The sequence below is a fragment of the Nocardiopsis sp. CC223A genome (genome assembly GCF_030766825.1).
Lineage (GTDB): Bacteria > Actinomycetota > Actinomycetes > Streptosporangiales > Streptosporangiaceae > Nocardiopsis.
Map to the genome: position 1 here is coordinate 1 of NZ_JASFDV010000108.1, position 19058 is coordinate 19058.

At 74.2% G+C, this 19058-nt stretch carries 15 protein-coding genes and 1 pseudogene; 6 read left to right on the forward strand and 10 right to left on the reverse strand.

Annotation, left to right across the window (positions count from 1 at the left end; all coding sequences use genetic code 11):
- The 6 genes and pseudogenes from QJS33_RS28400 to QJS33_RS28425 form a co-directional block, all read right to left on the reverse strand.
- Positions 1 to 797, reverse strand: a 797-nt coding sequence (locus QJS33_RS28400) for a serine/threonine-protein kinase (protein ID WP_306371142.1), incomplete at its 3' end; no start/stop codon positions are given.
- A 17-nt stretch (positions 798 to 814) separates the two neighbouring features.
- A complete protein-coding gene (locus QJS33_RS28405) occupies positions 815 to 2863 on the reverse strand; it encodes a WD40 repeat domain-containing serine/threonine protein kinase (protein WP_306371143.1) in 2049 nt (682 codons plus the stop codon).
- Between the two features lie 170 nt (positions 2864 to 3033).
- On the reverse strand, positions 3034 to 3555 hold the full coding sequence (locus QJS33_RS28410) for a hypothetical protein (protein WP_306371144.1): 522 nt from the start codon (positions 3553 to 3555) through the stop codon (positions 3034 to 3036).
- 141 nt (positions 3556 to 3696) lie between these two features.
- Positions 3697 to 3943, reverse strand: a pseudogene (locus QJS33_RS28415) (phosphotransferase enzyme family protein); the annotation flags it as partial.
- Between the two features lie 120 nt (positions 3944 to 4063).
- Positions 4064 to 6121: a WD40 repeat domain-containing serine/threonine protein kinase gene (locus QJS33_RS28420; protein ID WP_306371145.1), complete on the reverse strand. Its 2058-nt coding sequence runs from the start codon at positions 6119 to 6121 to the stop codon at positions 4064 to 4066.
- A 466-nt stretch (positions 6122 to 6587) separates the two neighbouring features.
- Positions 6588 to 6950: a hypothetical protein gene (locus QJS33_RS28425; protein ID WP_306371146.1), complete on the reverse strand. Its 363-nt coding sequence runs from the start codon at positions 6948 to 6950 to the stop codon at positions 6588 to 6590.
- A gap of 574 nt (positions 6951 to 7524) precedes the next feature.
- Between QJS33_RS28425 and QJS33_RS28430 the strand changes: the two genes are divergently transcribed.
- The 6 genes from QJS33_RS28430 (at position 7525) to QJS33_RS28455 (ending at position 11481) form a co-directional block, all read left to right on the forward strand.
- Complete coding sequence (locus tag QJS33_RS28430) at positions 7525 to 8799, forward strand: MFS transporter (RefSeq protein ID WP_306371147.1); 1275 nt, start codon at positions 7525 to 7527, stop codon at positions 8797 to 8799.
- Positions 8800 to 9008: 209 nt separating this feature from the next.
- The gene (locus QJS33_RS28435; protein WP_306371148.1) at positions 9009 to 9791 is read left to right on the forward strand and encodes a GNAT family N-acetyltransferase; all 783 of its coding nucleotides are present in this window, start codon (positions 9009 to 9011) and stop codon (positions 9789 to 9791) included.
- 38 nt (positions 9792 to 9829) lie between these two features.
- The gene (locus QJS33_RS28440) at positions 9830 to 10369 is read left to right on the forward strand and encodes a hypothetical protein (RefSeq protein WP_306371149.1); all 540 of its coding nucleotides are present in this window, start codon (positions 9830 to 9832) and stop codon (positions 10367 to 10369) included.
- Between the two features lie 72 nt (positions 10370 to 10441).
- Entirely contained in the window at positions 10442 to 10801 is a 360-nt protein-coding gene (locus QJS33_RS28445) for a VOC family protein (RefSeq protein ID WP_306371150.1), read from the forward strand.
- A gap of 57 nt (positions 10802 to 10858) precedes the next feature.
- Positions 10859 to 11080 (forward strand): CopG family transcriptional regulator, encoded by a 222-nt coding sequence (locus tag QJS33_RS28450; protein ID WP_306371151.1) that lies wholly within the window; start codon positions 10859 to 10861, stop codon positions 11078 to 11080.
- Positions 11077 to 11481, forward strand: a complete 405-nt coding sequence (locus tag QJS33_RS28455) for a PIN domain nuclease (RefSeq protein WP_306371156.1) — start codon at positions 11077 to 11079, stop codon at positions 11479 to 11481. Before QJS33_RS28450 ends, QJS33_RS28455 begins: the two co-directional genes overlap by 4 nt.
- A 77-nt stretch (positions 11482 to 11558) precedes the next feature.
- Here the strand turns inward: QJS33_RS28455 and QJS33_RS28460 are convergent, their stop codons facing one another.
- The 4 genes from QJS33_RS28460 to QJS33_RS28475 all read right to left on the reverse strand — a co-directional run bounded on the left by QJS33_RS28460 (position 11559) and on the right by QJS33_RS28475 (position 18777).
- A complete protein-coding gene (locus QJS33_RS28460) occupies positions 11559 to 13376 on the reverse strand; it encodes an acyl-CoA dehydrogenase (RefSeq protein WP_306371152.1) in 1818 nt (605 codons plus the stop codon).
- A 220-nt stretch (positions 13377 to 13596) separates the two neighbouring features.
- Positions 13597 to 15297 (reverse strand): thiopeptide-type bacteriocin biosynthesis protein, encoded by a 1701-nt coding sequence (locus QJS33_RS28465; RefSeq protein WP_306371153.1) that lies wholly within the window; start codon positions 15295 to 15297, stop codon positions 13597 to 13599.
- A 97-nt stretch (positions 15298 to 15394) separates the two neighbouring features.
- Positions 15395 to 16981 (reverse strand): hypothetical protein, encoded by a 1587-nt coding sequence (locus QJS33_RS28470; protein ID WP_306371154.1) that lies wholly within the window; start codon positions 16979 to 16981, stop codon positions 15395 to 15397.
- Complete coding sequence (locus tag QJS33_RS28475) at positions 16978 to 18777, reverse strand: TOMM precursor leader peptide-binding protein (RefSeq protein WP_306371155.1); 1800 nt, start codon at positions 18775 to 18777, stop codon at positions 16978 to 16980. Before QJS33_RS28475 ends, QJS33_RS28470 begins: the two co-directional genes overlap by 4 nt.
- Positions 18778 to 19058: the final 281 nt, after the last annotated feature.

Consider the following 19058-nt stretch of genomic DNA (forward strand, 5'->3'; position numbering starts at 1 on the left):
ACCGGGCCGCCCAGCTCCGCCAGCACCCGGGCCGCCGAGGGGCGGTCGGCGGGGTCCCTGGCCAGGCAGGCCGCCACCAGTCCGCGCAGCCCTTCGGGCACGCCGCCGAGCACCGGTTCCTGGTGGGAGATGCGGAAGACCACCGCCGCCGGGTGCCCGTCCCCGAACGGCCCTGTTCCGGTGAACGCGTAGACCAGCACCCCGCCCAGCGCGAACACGTCGGTCGCCGCGGTGGCCCCGCCCCCGTCGACCTGTTCCGGCGCCATGTACCCGGGGGTGCCCGCCACCAGGACCTCCTCGTCCCCGTCGTCCTCCAGGGCGCGGGCCACCCCGAAGTCGATCACCTGGGGACCGGAGGCGGAGACCATCACGTTGCCGGGTTTGAGGTCGCGGTGCACCGTCCCGAGCCCGTGTACCCGGTCCAGGGCGGCGGCGGTGCCCCGGGCCAGGAACCGGACCGCCGCCTCGGGCAGCGGCCCGGTCTCCCGGACCAGGTCGTGCAGGGTGGGCCCGGCCACGTACTCGGTGGCCATCCACGGGGGCGTTCCGGCGGGGTCGGCGGCCAGCACCCGCGGCGTGAAGTCGCCGCGCACCCGCCCGGCCAGCTCCAGTTCGCGGGCGAACCGGCCCCGGAACCCGGGGTCGTAGGCGTACTCGGCCCGCACCGCCTTGACCGCGGCGACGCCGCCGTCCGGGCCGGTGCCGAGGTACACGCGGCCCATGCCGCCCGCGCCGAGCAGGGCGGACAGCCGGTAGGGGCCGATCTCGCGGGGGTCGTCCGCGGAGAGGGGGCGCATGGTCGTGTTCCTTCGCTTCAGGACATCTCGCGGATGATGGTGAGGTCGTCGCCGTCGAGGATCAGGACCGCCCCGGCGGCGTCGTCGTAGGCGGCCACCACCTCGCCCCCGGGGTGGACTCCCAGCGGCGCGGGCAGCAGGACGTCGCCGTTGCGGACCGCCTCCCCGGTCGCGGTGTCCCAGACGCTGCCGTACGCCTGCTCGGGCTCGACGGCGAAACCGGCCCCGCCGTAGAGCCGCGTGCCGTCGGGGGAGAAGACCAGGGACTCCACCGGCCGGTGCCCGGGAGCCGGCGCGGCCATCTCCCGCACCGTTCCGCCGGTCTCCAGGTCGACCAGGCGCACCCGGCCGTCGTCCAGCAGCGCCATGACCGAGGGGTCCGCCGGGTCCAGTCCGAACGTCATGCCGCCCGGACTCTCGAAGTAGTGGACCCACTCGCCGGTGTCGGTGTCCCAGACCCCCACGCCCAGGACCGCCTCGTCCATGCGCGTGACCGCCTCGCCGACCAGGTACCTCCCGTCCGCGGTGTACTCCATCCGCCGCAGGGACCCGGCCAGGTCGATGTCGAGCACGACCTCGCCCGTCCCGACGTCCCAGACCGTCACGGCGTTGCCGTCCTCGTAGTCGTCGTTGCGGGTGGTGAGCGCGGCCGCGGTGCCGCCGTCGGGTGACAGGGCGGGGATGTGGTACCGGGTGACCTCGGGGTCGTCCGAGACCAGTGTGGTGATGAAGGTGGCGCCGTCGTCGCCGAGGATCTCGATCCGGTCCTCGTGCGCGGCGGCGAGCAGTCCCCCGGGGGCGACGTCCGTGCCCAGGGGGGTCGGGTCCAGGTGTCCGACCGTCTCCCCGGCCCGCCAGTCCCACACGGAGAAGGACCCGACCCCGGTGGCGTACATCCGCTCCCCGTCGGGGGAGAAGGTGATCTCGTCGGCCGCCCGCAGGTCGGGGTCCACCTCGGTCGACGCGAAGGCGCCGTTGGGGATGCCGCCCTCGGGAGCCTCCCCGCCCCCTTCCGCGGCGCCGCTCCCCTCCCCTGCGGCGGCCCGTTCCCCGGCGGTGCCGGACGCCCCGTCGCCCGGCAGGGCGGTGAGCGCGTAGCCGCCCCCGGCCACCAGGGCCAGCGCGGCCGCCGCGGCGCCCGCGACCAGCGCGGGCCGCCGCCACCGGCCGCGCCCGGCGGGCTCCCCGGCCTGCTGCCCCTGGAGGAGGCGGACGTCCTCGGTCACCGGTGCGGGCAGCCACTCGTGCGTGTCCCGCGGCATCGGGACGTCGGCCAGCGCGGTCAGGATCGCGGTCACGTCCGGGCGTCCCGCGGGGTCCTTGTCCAGGCAGCGGGCCAGCAGGTCGCGCAGCGGGCCCTCGGGGACCGCCGCCAGGTTCGGCTCGCCCGACAGGATCCGGTTCAGGGTCGCGGCGCCTCTCGCGGGACCGAAGGGCGGTTCGCCCGAGGCGGCGAACAGCACGGTCCCGGCCAGCGAGAACACGTCGCTCGCCGGGGCGGTCTCCCGGCCCGTGATCTGCTCGGGCGAGGCGTAGGCGGGGGTGCCGAAGGTCTGCCCGGTGCGGGTCAGCACCGTGCCCTCCACCGCCCGCGCCAGCCCGAAGTCGATCACCTGCGGCCCGCGGGGCGACAGCAGCACGTTGCCGGGTTTGAGGTCGCGGTGCATCAGGTCCGCAGCGTGCACCGCCTCCAGGGCGCGGGCCAGGCCGGACACCAGCACGGGCAGGGACTCGGCGGGCAGCGGCCCGTGCCCGCGCACCGCCTCCTTGAGGGTGGGGCCGGGCACGTACTCGGTGGCCATCCACGGCACCCCGGCGTCGGTGTCGGCGTCCGCCACCGCGGGGGTGAAGGGCCCGCGGACCCGGCGTGCGGCGCGGACCTCGCGGGCGAACCGGGCCCGGAACTCGGGGTCGTGGGCCAGGTCGTCCTTGACGAGTTTGACGGCGGCCAGGTCGCCGCCCGGGGTGCGGGCCAGGTAGACCCGGCCCATGCCCCCGGCGCCGAGGCGGGCCAGCAGCCGGTGCGGTCCGACGGTGCGGGGATCGTCGGGGGTGAGGGGGTGCACGGGGAGAAAGGTCCTCACGGTGTCGGGACGGGTGGTGCCGTACCGGGTTCAGGGGGGGAGGGCACGGCTAAGTTACCGTCCGGTTCGTCACACGCGGCGACCGGTGTCCGCATGCGGACACCGGGGAGCGCTCCCGCACGCGCCCCGGTCCGCCGTGCTTCCGTGCCGGATCACCCCTCGCGGGCGGCGGCCTCCCCCTCGTGCGCCTTCGCGGTGTTCTCCGCGCCCGCGGCGCCAGCCGTACCCGCCGCGACGGCGCTCTCGGCGAGGGCGGCACGGGCGGCGTTCCGGCGGCGCCGCCGCGCCTCGCGGAGGGACACCCCGACGATACGGGTGGCCACCACCGCGCCGATCACCGCCAGGGGCAGGACCAGCGCCGTCACCGGCTGCCGGATCCCCTCGTAACGGGCGCCGGAGGCGTCCAGCACCAGGAACCCGGCCGGGCGCGCCCGCACTGCGCCGAGCCCGCCCGCCCCGTCGCCCCCGGTGGCCAGGAACCGCCCCGACCCGCCGCCCATCAGCGTCAGCGACGCCACCCGGGCCACCGGTACGACCGTCGTCGCCCCGGCGGAGACCGGCGCCCCGAACACGGTCTCGACCCGCGCCGACCCGCCGGTGCGTTCGATCAGCCCGGACAGGGCGGCCACGGCCGGGTGGCGTGCGGCACTGCGCGCCGCGGCGGATTCCGACATGTTCGTTCGTCCCCCTGAAAGCGAAAGCGGACTTTCACGCTATAACGCCCGGCCGTACGCGGGGCGGAATCCGCGGCCCGTGGCGCGTTCCGGCGGCGTCCGGGCCGGGCCGCCGTGCTCCGGCCAGAAGAGCGGATCGCCGGGTGCGAAGGTGTCGGCGTCCACCACCGCGGGGGTGAACGGGCCCGTGCACCCGACCCGCGATGCGCACCTCGCGGGCGAACCGCTTTCGGAACAGCAGGTCGTGGGCCAGGTCCTCGCGGACCACCTTGAGCGCCGACAGGTGCCCGGCCGGGGTGCGGGCCAGGTAGACCCTGCCCGTACCGCCCGCGCCCAGGCGGGCGAGCAGGCGGTGGGGCCCGATGCGCTGCGGATCGTCGGGGGACATTGGTCGCACGGCGGACACGTTCCTCACGGGTCCGGGGTACGGGGGTGGGAGGGTCCTCCGTCCATGTAGCGGTCCCGTGACGAACCGTCCGCTACGTGGCCGGACCCGGACCCGGAGTGATCATTCGGTCAGCAGGCCCATGAGCGTCATCTCCATGTCGTACACGGCGATCTCGCCCGACTCCTGGCGCACACCCGCCAGCCGTGACCCGTCCGGTGAGATCGCGATGGGGAACAGCGCGGGCGGCGTCCACTGGGTGTCCTCCGGCTCGCCGCTCCCGAAGTCCCACACGGCCAGACCCGCATCGGCGGTCCCCGGGCCCAGCAGGGCGGCCACGACCAGGTCCGCCGAGGCGCTGTACACGACGTCGACGGGGACGCCGTTGTCCTCGGCCGGGACGAACTCCCGCACCTCCCGGTCCGTGCTCGGGTCCACCAGCAGCACCCGGTCGCCCCGGGGCACCAGCATCCCCTCGCGCCCGGAGACCACGTCGAACGCCCCCGCCCCCGCGCCGCTGCGGTCCCGCACCATGCCGATCCGGTGCTGCCCTGAGGTGCGCCATGCGACGACCCCGCCGCCGGACTCCCCGGCCGCGACCGTCCGCCCGTCGCGTGTGTACCGCACGTCGGCCAGGGCGCCCGACCCGGACAGCGAACCGGTCTCCTCCCAGGACACGGTGTCGTACAGGTGCAGGTAGCGGTGCTCGGGGTCGCTGTCCGTGGCCAGCGCCAGCTCCCTGCCGTCGGGGCTGAACGCCGCCGCCAGCACCTGCGTCTCCGCGGCCACCGACCGGCTCCGCCCGGTGACCAGGTCGGTGACCAGGGCGCCCTGCCGGGAGGCCTGCACGACCAGGCAGCCGTCCGGGCTGAACGCCGCCGGGGCGGGCGGCAGCAGCGCGCGGTCGTTGGGCAGGTGCGCCACGGCCAGCGAGGACCGCCAGTCCCACAGGGTGACCCCGTCGTTGGTCGTCACGGCCAGGGTCGCCCCGTCCGGGGAGAACGACAGCTCCACCAGGGTGTCGGCGGAGAAGTCCACCTGCGGGTCCACGGGTGGGGGCAGGTTCTCCGCGACCCCGTCGCGCAGCGGGCAGGACGACGCGGCGGGCCCGAACCCGTACCGCGGGCCGGACAGCGTGTACACGCCGACCGCCCCGAGCAGCAGCAGGACCGCGACCACGGCGCACAGCCGCAGCAGGGTGCGCCCGCGCCGCCGCGGCCCGGGGGCGACGGACGCGGGGAAGGGGTCGAACCCGGGTCGGGGCAGCGGCCCCAGGACCGGGGCCGCCACGGAGCGGTAGGAGTCCTCGGCCCGGGTGACCGCCGCGCGGCTCCGGGGCGGCAGCCAGTCCGGTTCCGGGGGTTCCTCGGGCAGCGGCCCGCCCAGTTCGTCCAGTAGCCGCGCCGCCGTCGGCCGGTTCTCCGGGAGCTTGTCCAGGCAGGCGTCGACCAGCCCGCGCAGCGCGTCCGGGAGGCCGGACAGGTCCGGGGGTTCGCGCAGCACCCGGCGGACCACCGAGGCCTGGTCGTCGGGCTGGGAGGGCGGTCCCGCGCCGAAGGGGGTGCGTCCGGTGGCGGCGAACAGCAGGACCGCGCCGAGCGAGAACAGGTCCCCGGCCGGCAGGACGGTGCGTCCGGCCAGGTATTCGGGCGCTGTGTAGGCGGGCGGCCGGGCGTCCCGGCGCGCGGCGGAGTCCGCCAGCGCGCGGCCGATGCCCAGACCGATCAGCCGCGGCCCGGCGGCGTCCACGAGCACGTGGGCCGGGGACAGGTCGCGGTGGACGCACCCCTGGCCGTGCAGTCGTTCCAGGGCCTCGGCCAGCCCCCGGGCCAGGATGAGCAGGCAGGACTCGGGCAGCGGCCCGGCGTCGCGGACGAGGTCGCGCAGGCAGGGGCCGGCGACGAAGCCGGTGGCCACCCAGGGGTGTGCGGCGGACAGGTCGTGGCCCAGCAGGGGAGGGGTGAAGCGGCCGCGCACCCGGGAGGCCCCGGCCGCGTCGCGGGCGAACCCGGTGCGGAACCCGGGGTCGGCGGCGAACTCCTCGCGCACGGCGCGCACCGCCGCGGGGCGGCCGTCGGGGTCGACGCCCAGGTACACGGCGCCCAGATCGCCGGAGCCGAGGTGGGCGATCAGGCGGAAACCACCGAGGCGGTCGGGCTCATCGGGGGTGAGGGGGCGCATGGGTCCTCTGGGGGGGTCCAGGGGTGGGTGAGGACGCTGTCGGGACGAGAGGGGTAGGGGACACCTTAGTCCGTCGTCGGCGCCGTTAGGGCACGATTTGGGACCAAGGTCGCCCTTGATGCTGTTTCCCGTACCTCGCCCGCTTATGCCGTTGATCGTCGCCGATCTCCTGGGGCCCGTGGGGCGAAAGAGAAGAAAGTCCTCGAATGAGTGAACCGTCCCGGCACCGGGGTGCGTTGAACTCTGAGCCGGTGGATCGCCCCCTGAGGACGGCTCGGGGCGCTGTACCGTGCGGGCGTCCCGGGAAGGCCGGGTTCGGCGGGCCGACGGCCGAGCCGACCGGTGCGGGCGCACACGACGGCCGACCCACCGTGCGGTGGGTCGGCCGTGGAAGTTCTATGGCGCCCCGGCGCGACCGGGGTCGTGGTTCACCTCGCGCCCGCCGGGTGCGGCGGGGCGGCGGCGGTCAGGCGGCGACCGGCTGGGAGCGGTAGGACGGCTCCGGCGGGAGGGCCACGGGGTTGAGCTTCTCCGCGGCGCCGACCGGGTCACTGGCCGGGTGCGACATGGTGCCGCCCTGGAAGAGGTCGTTCCAGAAGAAACGGCCGTCGCGGCACCACACGTTGACGTCGTGCTTCACCGACATGACGGCCATGTCCGAGGTCCCGGACCAGTAGAACTGGCGGGAGGTGGAGGCGGCGAGTTCGCCCAGCAGGGCCGTGATCGCGCGCTGTGCGCAGAAGGCGTGGCGGGGCTTGTGCTTGACCCGTCTGGCAAGTGCCGACTTCACCCGGGAGACCCGGGGGTTGTTCAGTCGCCAGTGACTCAAGGTCGTCTCCAGTGTCTCGGTTGCCGCGGTTATGGCCTGTGTGGCGGTTGCGGCCACATCGCCGCGGTTCGAGGTCCGCCGTCCCGTCCTGGGGCGTTGACGGCTTCCCTCCACAAAGTTGGTGAGGTTCAGAGGTTGTCGTTACCTCGTAGTTATTCTTTGCGTTCCGGATGCTAGCAGCACCCAACCCCCGGTAGTCGAGACTTCTGGGAGTGACCAATATCACATTTAACGAAAGGGTCTCGACCACGTGTCGTATGAGACATGCAGGTCAGAGCATGTTTTTCGAATACGGTTACGATCGTCTGATCGGCGGTTACCGGTCGGTAATCCCGGGTCGGCTGTCGGGAGTGTCACCGGGTTCCGGGACTCCAGGTGTGCCGATCATTGCTCTGTGTGACTTTGCCGGACTTGTGTGCGCTTGACCGTTCGACCGGTCGCCTTTGCCCTCACGGGGAGGCGCGGCACCTGCGCCGGTGGCGCCGTGCTCCGCGTTCGCCGGCACCCCGGTGCGAGGCCGGGTCGCGGCGCTGGAGGAAACTGGAGTGGTCGGACCTCTACGAGAGAAGCGCCCGTGACCCAGACTCAGACATCCGGTGACAGGACAAAGGAGAGCGCGGTTCCCCTGGAGCCCTCGGGCGGTGCCCGCGCCTGGGTGGTATGGGGCGTCGCCGTGATCGGCTACTTCCTGGCGATGGTCCACCGCAACGGCCTGGGCGTCGCCGCCCTGGAGGCACAGACGCGCTTCGACGTCGGGCCCGCGGTGCTCTCGCTGCTGCCGATGCTCCAGCTCCTCATCTACGTCCTGCTCCAGGTGCCCGCGGGCCTGCTCGCCGACCGCCTCGGCCCCCGCTTCACCCTCGTCATCGGCATGATCGCGATGGCGGCCGGCTCCTGCCTGTTCGCGCTGGCCCCCGGCATCGAGGCCGCGATCACCGGGCGCTTCCTCATCGGGCTGGGCGACGCCCTGGTCTTCCTCAACGTCATCCGCCTGGCCGCCCTGTGGTTCCCGCGCGCCCGCTACGCCCTCGTCAGCGGCCTGACCGGCGTGGTCGGCGGTACCGGCCAGGTCGCCAGCGCCGCGCCCCTGGCCTGGGCGCTGGGCGGCGTCGGCTGGGTCGCGGCGTTCCTCACCACCACCGGGCTCACCCTGCTGGTCGCCGTGCTCGTCCTGCTGGTCGTGCGGGACCGGCCGGCGGGCGCGGCCGGGCACTCCACCGTCATCGACCCCATCCCGCTGTGGGCGGCGCTGAAGGAGGCGCTGTCCGCGCGCGGGCCGCGCATCGGCATGGCGCACCACGCGGCGATCATGGCGCCCTTCACGATGATGATGGTGCTGTGGGGCTACCCCTTCCTCGTCACCGGGCTGGGGCTGGCCGAGGGCACCGCCGCCCTCGCCCTCACCGCGCTGGCCGCCGGGGCGCTGTGGACGGCCCCCCTCGTGGGCGTGCTGGTCGGCCGCGACCCGGCGCTGCGCGGGGTGCTGGCCCTCACCCTGGTCTCCGTGATCGGCCTGGGCCTGGTGCTGCTGGTCGTCTGGCCCGGCGGGGTGCCCACCGGGGTCGGACTGGCGGTCATGGCCGTGTGCGCGGTCGGGCAGACGCTGGCGCCCACCATCTCCTTCGACTACGCGCGCGACGGGATCCCCGCGGGGCGCACCGGGGTCGCCTCCGGGCTGGTCAACATGAGCGGGTTCACCACGGCGGTGGCGTGCACCGTGGCGGCCGGGGCGATCCTCCAGGCGCTGCCGCCGGGACCGGACGCGTTCCGCCTGGCCTTCCTGCCGATCTGCGCGACGACACTGCTGTCGGGCGGTGTGCTGGCCCGCCTCATCCTGCGCCGCCCCTGAGCGGCGCTCCAGGACGGGGGCCACCCCCCAGGGGCCGGGCCAGGAGGACCACCGCGGCCCCGACCCCTGTAAGGGTTGGTGGTGGCCGGTCCGGGACCCTGCCCGCCGGTGTCACCGCAGAGCACGACGGGCCGCCGGTGCGGCTCGTCCTGGGGTCGGGCGGGGAAACCGGGTGCGCAGGCTGCTTCGGCCGGTGGAGGATATGCGCCATGCTCGACTTCTACGACGCGCACGTGCGCGGCCTGCCCGGCACCCTGCCCGCCGGTGTCACCGCAGAGCACGACGGGCCGCTGGTGCGGCTCGTCGGCGGCCACCGGGGGTTCGTCGCCGCCCCCGCCGACCCCGGGGTGCGCGGGGCCGACCTGGACCGGCTCATCGCCCGCCAGCGGGACCGCTTCGCCGGGCTCGGGCGGGCGGTGGAGTGGAAGACCCACGGCCACGACCTGCCCGCCGACCTGACCGACCGGCTGCGCGCCGCCGGGTTCGAGCCGGAGGAAGAGGAGACGGTCCTGATCGCCCCGGCCGCGGACATCGCCGCCGAGCCCGTCCTGCCCGACGGGGTCGTGCTGCGCCGGGTGACCGGCCGCGCCGACCTGGAGCGCGTCGCCGCCCTCCAGACCCGGGTGTGGGGCGCGGACCGGTCCTGGCAGGCCGACGACCTCGCCGCGCAGCTCGCCGCGGACCCCGGCGGCACCGTCGTCCTGGTCGCCGAGGCCGGGGAGGAGGTCGTGTGCACCGCACGCCTGGAGGCCCGCCCCGAGGAGGGGCACGCGGGCCTGTGGGGCGGCTCCACGCTCCCGGGGTGGCGCGGCCGGGGCATCTACCGGGCGACCGTCGCCGAACGCGCCCGCCTGGCCGTCGCCCTGGGCGTGCGCTACCTCCAGGTGGACGCCTCCCCCGACAGCGCCCCCGTCCTGCGCCGTCTGGGCTTCACCGCCGTCACCACCACGACCCCCTACGTCTGGACGCCCCCGACCGTCACCCCCGCCTGAGACGCTCGGTCCCCCGCCCCCGGACGAGAGGACGCCCCGTGCCCGCCGTTGACGCGCTCATCGACCTGCTGTTCCCCGACGGGCCGCCGGAGCCGGTGGGGCCGCCGCCCGCCTGGCCGATGCCCTCGGACCTGCGCGAGTTCTTCACCCGGATCGGCTACGACAACGTGGAGGTGGACAACCGGTTCGCCTTCGGGATCGATCGCTACTTCTTCCAGAGATCCGTGTACCAACAGGACGTCCTTTGGCAGGTACATGAAAGCGAGGTTCTCGCGATCCGCGGCACTTGGGTGCGCACCCCCGGTACACCGGCCTATGAGGGCGACTGGGATGTGGCCGTGGACGACCTGCTGTGCTTCGGCTCGGACGACAACGGCAACCAGCTCTACCTGGAGGCCGTCGGAGATCCTGACGACTGGGCGGTGGTCGTGGGCGGTGGAGGGGTGGGGTGGGCCAGGTACACCTCCGGGGCCACCGCCTATCTGCACGGCCTGCTTTCAGGAGACCTGCACTGCCCGGCCTTCACTCTGGAGGACTGGCCGGAGGCGACACTCGACGTGGTGGTGCGGCATCACTGATCGCCTGAAGGAGGCTGTGGCCCGGCGTGGCGGGGGAGCGGGAACGTCGGCGGGGTGGCTCAGGATGGGCGCATGACGTCATCTCGGCACCACCGCATCGACTACATCGAGATCCCGGCCGACGACCTGGAGGCGTCCAAGCGCTTCTACGCCGAGGCGTTCGGCTGGGAGTTCAACGACTACGGCCCGAACTACGCGGGCATCAGGGGACCCGGCGAGCGCGAGGTCGGCGGGCTCAACCCCGAAGGGAACGAGCACCGCGGCGGCGGCTCCCTGGTGCTGCTGTTCTCCGACGACCTGGACGCCACGGCGGCCGCGGTCGAGCGCGCGGGCGGCACCATCCTGGCGGGCCCGTACACCTTCCCGGGCGGGCGCCGGTTCCACTTCGCCGACCCCGCGGGCAACGAGCTCGGCGTCTGGGCCGAGTCCTAGAGCAGGTCTGCGGCGCGGCGCTGCTAGATATCATGTGATATCTAGGGGGTGGGCGGTATGGCCGACGTGTTGATCCGCAACGTTCCGGACGAGGTCCTGGCCCTGCTCGACGTGGAAGCGAAGAGACAGGGGCTGTCACGGAGCGAATACCTGCGGCGCTCTCTCGAACGCGCCGCCCATGGTTCCGGTGTCTCCGTGACAGTGGACGATCTGTCACGTTTCGCTGAGGACTTCGCGGATCTCGCGGACCCCGAGATCATGGAACAGGCGTGGGAATGACCTGGCTTGTGGACAAGTCGGCGTTGGTCAGGTTGGCGAAAAGCCCCGATGCCGCCATCTGGGCCTCCAGGATCGAACGCGGGCTGGTGAGGATCTCCACCATCACAAGGTTGGAGGTCGGCTTCTCCGCCAGATCCGGGGGTGAGCTTCGGAACGCGGCGGGACGGCCGCCTCTTTCAGCGATGCCGGTCGAACACATCACCCCCGCCATGGAGGACCGGGCCATCGAGGTGCAGGCCCTGCTCGCCGACAGGGGCCTGCATCGGGCTCCTGGGGTGCCCGATCTTCTGATCGCGGCCGTGGCCGAGAAGACGGATCTGACCCTGCTGTATCTGGACAAGGATTTCGAGTTGATCGCCGAGATCACGGCCCAGCCGGTGGAGCGTCTGAGGACCGCTTGATCCCGGTCGACGCGGAAGGGGGCGGGGCCGTGCGGCCCCGCCCCCTTCGCGGTGGCGGTTTCAGTCCTCGTCCGGCCTTAGAAGGCGGACTCGGGGACCTCCATGAGGTCGTTGGTGACGTTCTCCGCGATGCGGCGCTCGGCGGCGATGCGCGGCAGGAACTGGTCGGCGAAGAAGCGCGCGGCGGCGATCTTGCCGGTGTAGAAGTCCTTGTCGCCGTCCGAGGCGCCGTCGATCTTGTTGAGCGCGACCTCGGCCTGGCGCAGCAGCAGCCAGCCCAGGACCACGTCGCCGAAGGACATGAGCAGGCGGACCGAGTTGAGGCCCACCTTGTACAGCTCGCGCGGGTTCTCGGCGGCGCCCATCGCGTGGCCGACCATGACCTCGACGATCTTCTCGACGTTCTCGGTCGCCTCCAGGAGCAGCTTGCGCTCCTCCTTGAGCTGCCCGTTGCCGGCCTCGCTGTTGGCGAAGGCCTTGATCTCGCCCGCGAGGGTGCCCAGCGCCTGGCCGCCGTTCTTCAGGATCTTGCGGAAGAAGAAGTCCTGGGCCTGGATGGCGGTGGTGCCCTCGTAGAGGGTGTCGATCTTGGCGTCGCGGATGTACTGCTCGATCGGGTACTCCTGGAGGAAGCCGGAGCCGCCCAGGGTCTGGAGCGACTCGGCCAGCAGCGCGTAGGAGCGCTCGGAGCCGACACCCTTGACGATCGGGAGCAGGAGGTCGTTCATGGCCTCCAGCTCGGTGTGGTCCTCACCGTTGGCCTTGGCGATCTGGATGGCGTCCTGCTGCGTGGCGGTCAGCGTGACCAGGGCGCGCATGGCCTCCACGTAGGACTTCTGCGTCATGAGGCTGCGACGCACGTCCGGGTGGTGGGTGATGGTGACCTTCGGGGAGTCCTTGGCACCGGCGAGGTCGTTGCCCTGCACGCGCTCCTTGGCGTACTCCAGGGCGTTGAGGTAGCCGGTGGACAGGGTGGCGATCGCCTTCGTGCCGACCATCATGCGCGCGTACTCGATGATGAGGAACATCTGGCGGATGCCGTCGTGCTTGTCGCCGACGAGGTAGCCGATGGCGGGGTGCTTGTCGCCGAAGGTCAGCTCGCAGGTGGTGGAGGCCTTGAGGCCCATCTTGTGCTCGACGTTGGTCACGTAGGCGCCGTTGCGCTCACCGAGGGAGCCGTCCTCGTTGACCAGGTACTTGGGGACGAGGAAGAGCGAGAGGCCCTTGGTGCCGGGGCCGGCGCCCTCGGGGCGCGCCAGCACCAGGTGGAAGATGTTCTCGGTCATGTCCTGCTCGGCCGAGGTGATGAAGCGCTTCACGCCCTCGATGTGCCAGGTGCCGTCGCCCTGGTCGGTGGCCTTGGTGCGGCCGGCGCCGACGTCGGAGCCCGCGTCGGGCTCGGTCAGCACCATGGTGGCGCCCCAGCCGCGCTCGATGGCGAGCTTGGCGAACTCCTTCTGCTTCTCGTTGCCCTCGGAGTAGAGGATGCTCGCGAAGCCCGGACCGGCGGAGTACATGTGGATGGACGGGTTGGCGCCCAGGATCAGCTCGGCCGCGGACCACACGAGGGAACGGGGCGCGCCGAGGCCGTCGAGCTCCTGCGGGAGGTCGAGGTTGTACCAGCCGGCGTCCATGTAGGCCTGGTAGGACTTCTTCAGGCTCTCGGGGATCCGGACGGTGTTGGTCTTGGGGTCGAAGACCGGGGGGTTGCGGTCCGCGTCCTCGAACGACTCGGCGACGACGCCGGTCGCGAGGCGGTCGATCTCGTCCAGGATCGTCCGCGCGGTCTCCTCGTCCAGCTCCTCGAACGGGCCCTTGCCCAGGATGTCCTGGCGGTTGAACAGTTCGAAGAGGTTGAACTGGATGTCGCGCAGGTTGCTCTTGTAATGCGTCATGGACAGCTCCGCTGTGTCCCTGGCCGCGGTGTCTGTACACGCGGATCTACCGACTAGTAACAAGTCAATGTTACTACCGAGTAGGACTCTGCGCCAGTGGGAGCAGGGAGCTGTGTCCGGACGGACAGGTACATGTGGCGAAGTGCCTGGTGAATGAGGGAACAGAAGTGTTCCCCGGGCGTGAACGGGACGAACCCGCCCGGCGTGTCGCGGTCAGACCCTACTCCCCGCCCCCTCCGCCCACCGGGACCAGGGTCAGCACCACCCGGTCGATCCCGTCCAGGTGCAGCAGCGTGTGCGCCGCGTCGTCGGCGAACCCCGAGATCACCAGGCTGCGCAGCCCCAGTGCGGTCGCGCACAGCGTCACGTTCTGCGCGATGTGCCCCGCCTCCTGGAACAGCAGCCGCAGCGCGCGCTGCCCGTACCCCGCCCGCAGCCGGCCGACATCGCCCACCAGGAACACGAACGCGCCCGCGCCCGCCGTCACCGCGCCCGGCCTCCCGTCCGCCGACGGGCGCAGGAACGGGGACAGCGCCGTCAGCCGCTCCACCGGCACCGGCCCGTCCGCCCGCACCAGGGCGTGGCCTTCCGGCCGGTACCGGTAGGTGCCCGGTTCCAGGCCCGTCACGTCCCGCACCACCGCCCACACCTCGGTCGCGTACGCCCCGCCCGGGCTGGGGTGGTTGCGCGGCGGCCGGTGCCGCCCCGGCTCCCCGGAGCGTGCGGCGCTGACCCCGGCGGCGTGCCCCAGCAGCGACGACAGCTCCGCCAGCGACAACCCGGACCCGTAGTCGCCGTGCGCGCTGGACCGCCGGGCCAGCACCTCGCCCAGCGGGGCGGTGAGCGGCGGCGGCGGAGGCAGCTCCGCGACGGGCGCCCCGTACGCTTCCGCGGGCTCGGCCGGGGCCGGGACCGGCCGGGGCAGCTGCGCCGTGGCGATGCCCTCGGCCCGGTACTTGGAGGACTCCGCGTAGACCCGGTCCGGGGACGCCGTCCCGTCCGCGAAGTAGTCCTGCTCCGCCTCCCAGCGCGGGTACGCCAGCGACACCAGCCAGGCGATCCGCCGCTCGTCGTCGATGTCCAGCCCCAGCCGGTTGTGGTGCATGTGCAGCAGCGACCACACGATCCGGGTGAGCCCGTTGGCCAGCGGCCGCTCGGCGTGCAGCGCCCGCAGCCGGTCCACGGCCTCCCCGAGCGCCCGCGTCCACAGGTGGTGGGTGCTGTCGCCGTCCTGCGACACGAGCCGCTCCAGCACGGAACGCCGTTGCAGCCACTTGGCCGGGGCGGAGTGGAACAGCCGCTCGGCCTCCAGCCGGGGGGTGTCGCCGCCCCGCGCCACCTCCGCCGAGAAGTCCCAGGAGGCGTGGTAGCCGCGGGCCTGGCGCACCGCCTCCACGTCGCCCAGCCCCAGCACCCCGAACGCCAGCGACACCAGGTCGGCGGCGACCGCCTGCCGCTGCCCGGTCCGGGGCGCCGCCCGCAGCACCGCCAGGGCGATGGCGGTGCTCGCGCAGAAGAAGTCCTCGCACACCTCCAGCGCGGCCGGCCCGCCGTAGCGCTCGGTCTCCGGCTCGTAGACCGCGTCGGCGACCTCGCCGTCGGCGTGCCAGTCGCCGTGGTCGGCCTGCGGCAGCCCCCGGTAATAGGTGTCCGGGGCCAGGTCCAGCGCGTCGGCGGAGGTGCGGACGGCCGCCGTGCGCATCCGGTCGGCGAACCCGCGCACCGCGTCGCCGTCGGCGTCCAGGAACCGCACCCGCAGGTGCGGGCCGCCCGCCCAGTAGCGGATGAAGAACCACGCCTTGGCGCTCCCGGCCCGGACCAGGGCGTCGGCGGCCGGGGCCAGGTGTTCGAGCAGGAACGCGTCGATGTCCGCGCGGCTGCGGTGGAGGTGGACGTACACGGCGGACCAGGTGCGGCTCATCGGGGTCCTTCGGGCTCGCGGCGAACGGGGGAGGGGCCGGGGTCAGGGCAGGACGGCGCGCGGAGCGTGTCCGTTGAGGGCGGTGGAGGGCGACGGGTCAGGGTGGGGCAGTGCGCGGAGCGTGTCCGTTGAGGGTGGTGGAGGGCGACGGGTCGGGAAGGACGGCGTCCACGGGCAGGTCCAGGTAGGTGCCGCGCTCGGCGCGCACCCACAGCTGGTAGGCGGGGGTCGTGTCGGGCCCCAGCCCGAGCACGGCCGCCCACTCCGACTCGGTGTAGTTGCGCATGGGCCGGGCGCACAGCCCGCTCCCCGCGGCGGCCAGGCAGCCCCACTGGGCGATCCAGCCGAGCAGGGGGTGCAGGGCGGTCTGGGCGCGGTCGCCGAACGCCCGCGCCCACGGCCCGAAGTCCACGGACAGCGTGTGGCCCAGGGAGGAGGAGGCGTTGGTGTCCCCGGTGCGCGGCACCGGCCGGTCGGGCCCGGCACCGCCGTCGGGGTGCAGCTCGGTGGCGACCCGGTCGTCCACCCGGTCCCCGGCGAGCACGATCCGGTCCAGCCGCAGGGTGTCCGCGGGGACGGCCGGGGCCGCCGCCGCCAGCGCCGCCACCAGGGCGGCGGTGACGTCGGCCCCCGCCTCGGGGGACACGTGGGCGCTGGTCACCAGGTTGGCGGTGGACACCCCGCTGGTCCGCGCGTCCAGCCAGTCCCGCAGGCCCGTCCCCGCCGCGGCACGCGCCGCCACCGCCGCCACCCCGGCGAGGGCCTCGGCGCCCACCACCACGGCCCCGGAGGCCTCCGGCGCACCGCGCGCCGCCGTGGCCGCCACCGACGGGCCGGTCCCTGCGGCCGCCGACGCGGCGGCGGTCCCTGCCGTCCCGGCGGTCGCTGCGAGTTCTGTGGTCCCGGTGGTCCCAGTGCCTTCGGGCATCTCGGACGCACCGCGCGGCCCCGGCTCGGCGGCGGTGCTCGCCGTCCCAACGGTCACGGTGGTCCCAGCGGCCCCGGGGTTCTCAAGGCACGGGGCGAGGAGGGCACAGGGGGAGAAGCCTTCGGGGACGGGGACGCCGTCGGGGGCGAAGGCGGTCCGCGGGGCCAGCCCGGCGCGGGTCAGCGTCAGACCCAGGGTCGCGGCCAGGTGGCCGCCCTCCAGCAGCGCCAGCGACGGGCGCAGCCGCCCGTACTCGGGCGGGTAGCGCCGGTGGTCCACCGCCACCACGATCCGCGCCCCGGCCAGGGCGGCCTCCGGGTCGGCGGGCACCGGGGAGCCCGCCCAGGGGTGCAGGGCACAGGTGCGCGGGTCCATCCGCAGGCACCACCCCTCGCCTTCGGCGGGCAGCAGGAAGAGGTCGGCGCCGAACAGCCCGCGCGGTGACGGGTAGGCGCGGTGCACCGGGTAGCGGTCGGCCGGGGAGACCCGGCGCACCCGCACCGCCTCCGCACAGGCCGCCACCAGCCGCGCCCCCGGGGGCCGGGCACCCCCGATCGCCGGACCCGCGGCGTCCACCGCCCGCAGCGCGGCCAGCGCGTCCCGCGCCGACGCCGGCAACGGAGCCCCGTCCGTCGCCCGCAGCGCGGGATCGCCCAGCGTCCGGCCGAAGAACAGGGTCCGCACCGGCACCACGTCCTTGTCGTGCGACTGCGCGTGGAACGCCGCCAGCGCCCGCGCCTCCTGCGCCGCCGTCACGGGAACGGGTGCGGGACCGGGTACACCTCGCCGGGTCGCTCCCACGGGACACCTCCCTCGAACAGGTCGGACGCCCGGGCCAGCCGTTCCAGGCCGCGCGTCCTGCGGTGGGTGTGGCCGAACGTCATCGGCAGCGCCCCCGGCACGATCACCTTCACCGACCGCACTCCGGCGGCCTCCGTGTACGGGGCGCTGCTCTGGTCCACGACGACCGCGTCCAGACCCAGGGCGTGCAGCGCCGCCAGGCGCTCGCGCAGCACCGCGCCCAGGTCGGCCCCGGCGAACGAGGACGGCCCGCGGGCCGCGAACTCCGCCGCCGACACCGTCCCGGACGGGTGCTCCAGGAACTCCCAGTGCGGCCGGGCCTCCCACAGCCCGTGCATGCCGGTGTGGTCCTCCAGGGTCTCGACCAGGGTGAAGTCGTCCAGCATCGGGCGGCACCGCTCCACGCCCACCGACTCCCGCATGCGCACCCACTTGGGGTACATGAGCGCGTTGGTGGCGGTCTCCTCCACCGCCGCCATCAGCGCCCGGTGCGGGTCGGGGTGGGTGCCGGTGGCCAGGCTCATCGCGGGGGCCGACCCGGAGCGCACCGCCTCCTCGGGGGCGGTCACCGTGGCCAGCGCGGTGGGCACGCCCAGGTCGGAGGTGGCGTCCAGGACCCGCAGCCGCAGGCCCCGCTCGGTGAGCAGGTCCAGCAGGTGGACCAGGCCGGGGTGGTCGGCGGTGTCGACCTCGCGCAGCCGGGTCCGCGAGTACCAGGCGAGCAGGAACGCGTCGCGCTCGATCACCTCGAACAGCCCGTACAGGACGGCCTCGGCGAGGTCGCCGCCGACGGCGCAGCCGTTGGAGGACTCGTACAGGAAGCGGGTGTCGGCGGTGCCCGCGTGCCAGAACGCCACGTGCTCGGGCACCAGCACCGGGCGGCGCTCCCGGGTGGACCAGCCCCACACCCAGTGGGTGGGGGTGTGCGGGGTGTAGGGGACCAGGCCGAAGGCGGGGTGGCCGTGCCACTCGGGTTCGTGCAGTCCCAGCCGGGCGGGGTCGACGGCGTCGTCGGCCAGCGCGGCGTAGGAGCCCCACACGCGGGGCGCGCCGGTGTGGCGGTGGCCGCCGGTGACGCGCTCGACGCCCTCCAACAGGGCGGGGACCTCGCTGTCGGTGAACCGGGTGGAGCGCCCGTAACCGCCCTCGCGCCGGGTGTGGCCGGGGGCGACGGTCTCACAGGTGACCAGGGACAGCGGGGACTCCTCGTCCCGGTACAGGTGGGCGGCGGGACCGAACCGGAAGTCCAGCAGCCGCTCGCGCAGGACCGCGCGGTCCATCCGCCGCACCCGCAGCGCCTCCCCGGCGACCGGGCGCGGGGTGTCCGGGTCCAGCCCGCCGGGCACGCCCAGGCCCTCCCCGCCGGGGAAGCAGCGGGCGCACCGGGGGTGGGGGACGAAGGTGTGCCGGGTGACCTCGCCGGTGCGGCAGTCCAGCGCCCACAGCGCCCGCCGCAGGGCGCCGGGGTCCGCGGCCGCCGCCCGCACCAGGGCCGTCCAGGCGTCCTCCCACAGGGGGAGGAGGTCGGGCTCGCCGCCCTCGGGGCAGGAGTCGCCCTCCAGGTCGCGCCGCCACAGCCCGGCGCAGCGGGAGCAGCCGGTGCCGTCGCCGACCCACGGGCCGATCACCGCCAGGGCGCCGCTCATCCCCAGGTGCAGCACCCCGTCCCCGGCCGTCAGGGCCAGCGGCTCCGCCAGCGTCGCCCCCGCCGGTGACGGCACCCGGAGGTCCTCATGCGCCACCGCGCTCACGGCCGCCCCTCTCGTTTCGCAGCTCACGCCGCCGATGCGCACCTGTGGTCACCGATGCCCCGTGCGGTGCACCGGCGTCGCCGTCGGCCGCGGTGTCCTGCCACCGGGGGCCGCTCGCAGCGTGGCGGCGGTCGATGGCGCCTGCCTCACTCGTCACTGCGGGCGCTTGTGTCACACCGGCGGCGTCGGGAGCGCCGATGTGGTCCAGGTGTGCGGTCAGGTCCATGCGGCCACCGCCGAGTGCACGCCGTGGGCGGCCCAGGGGGCCGCACCGCCGGGGG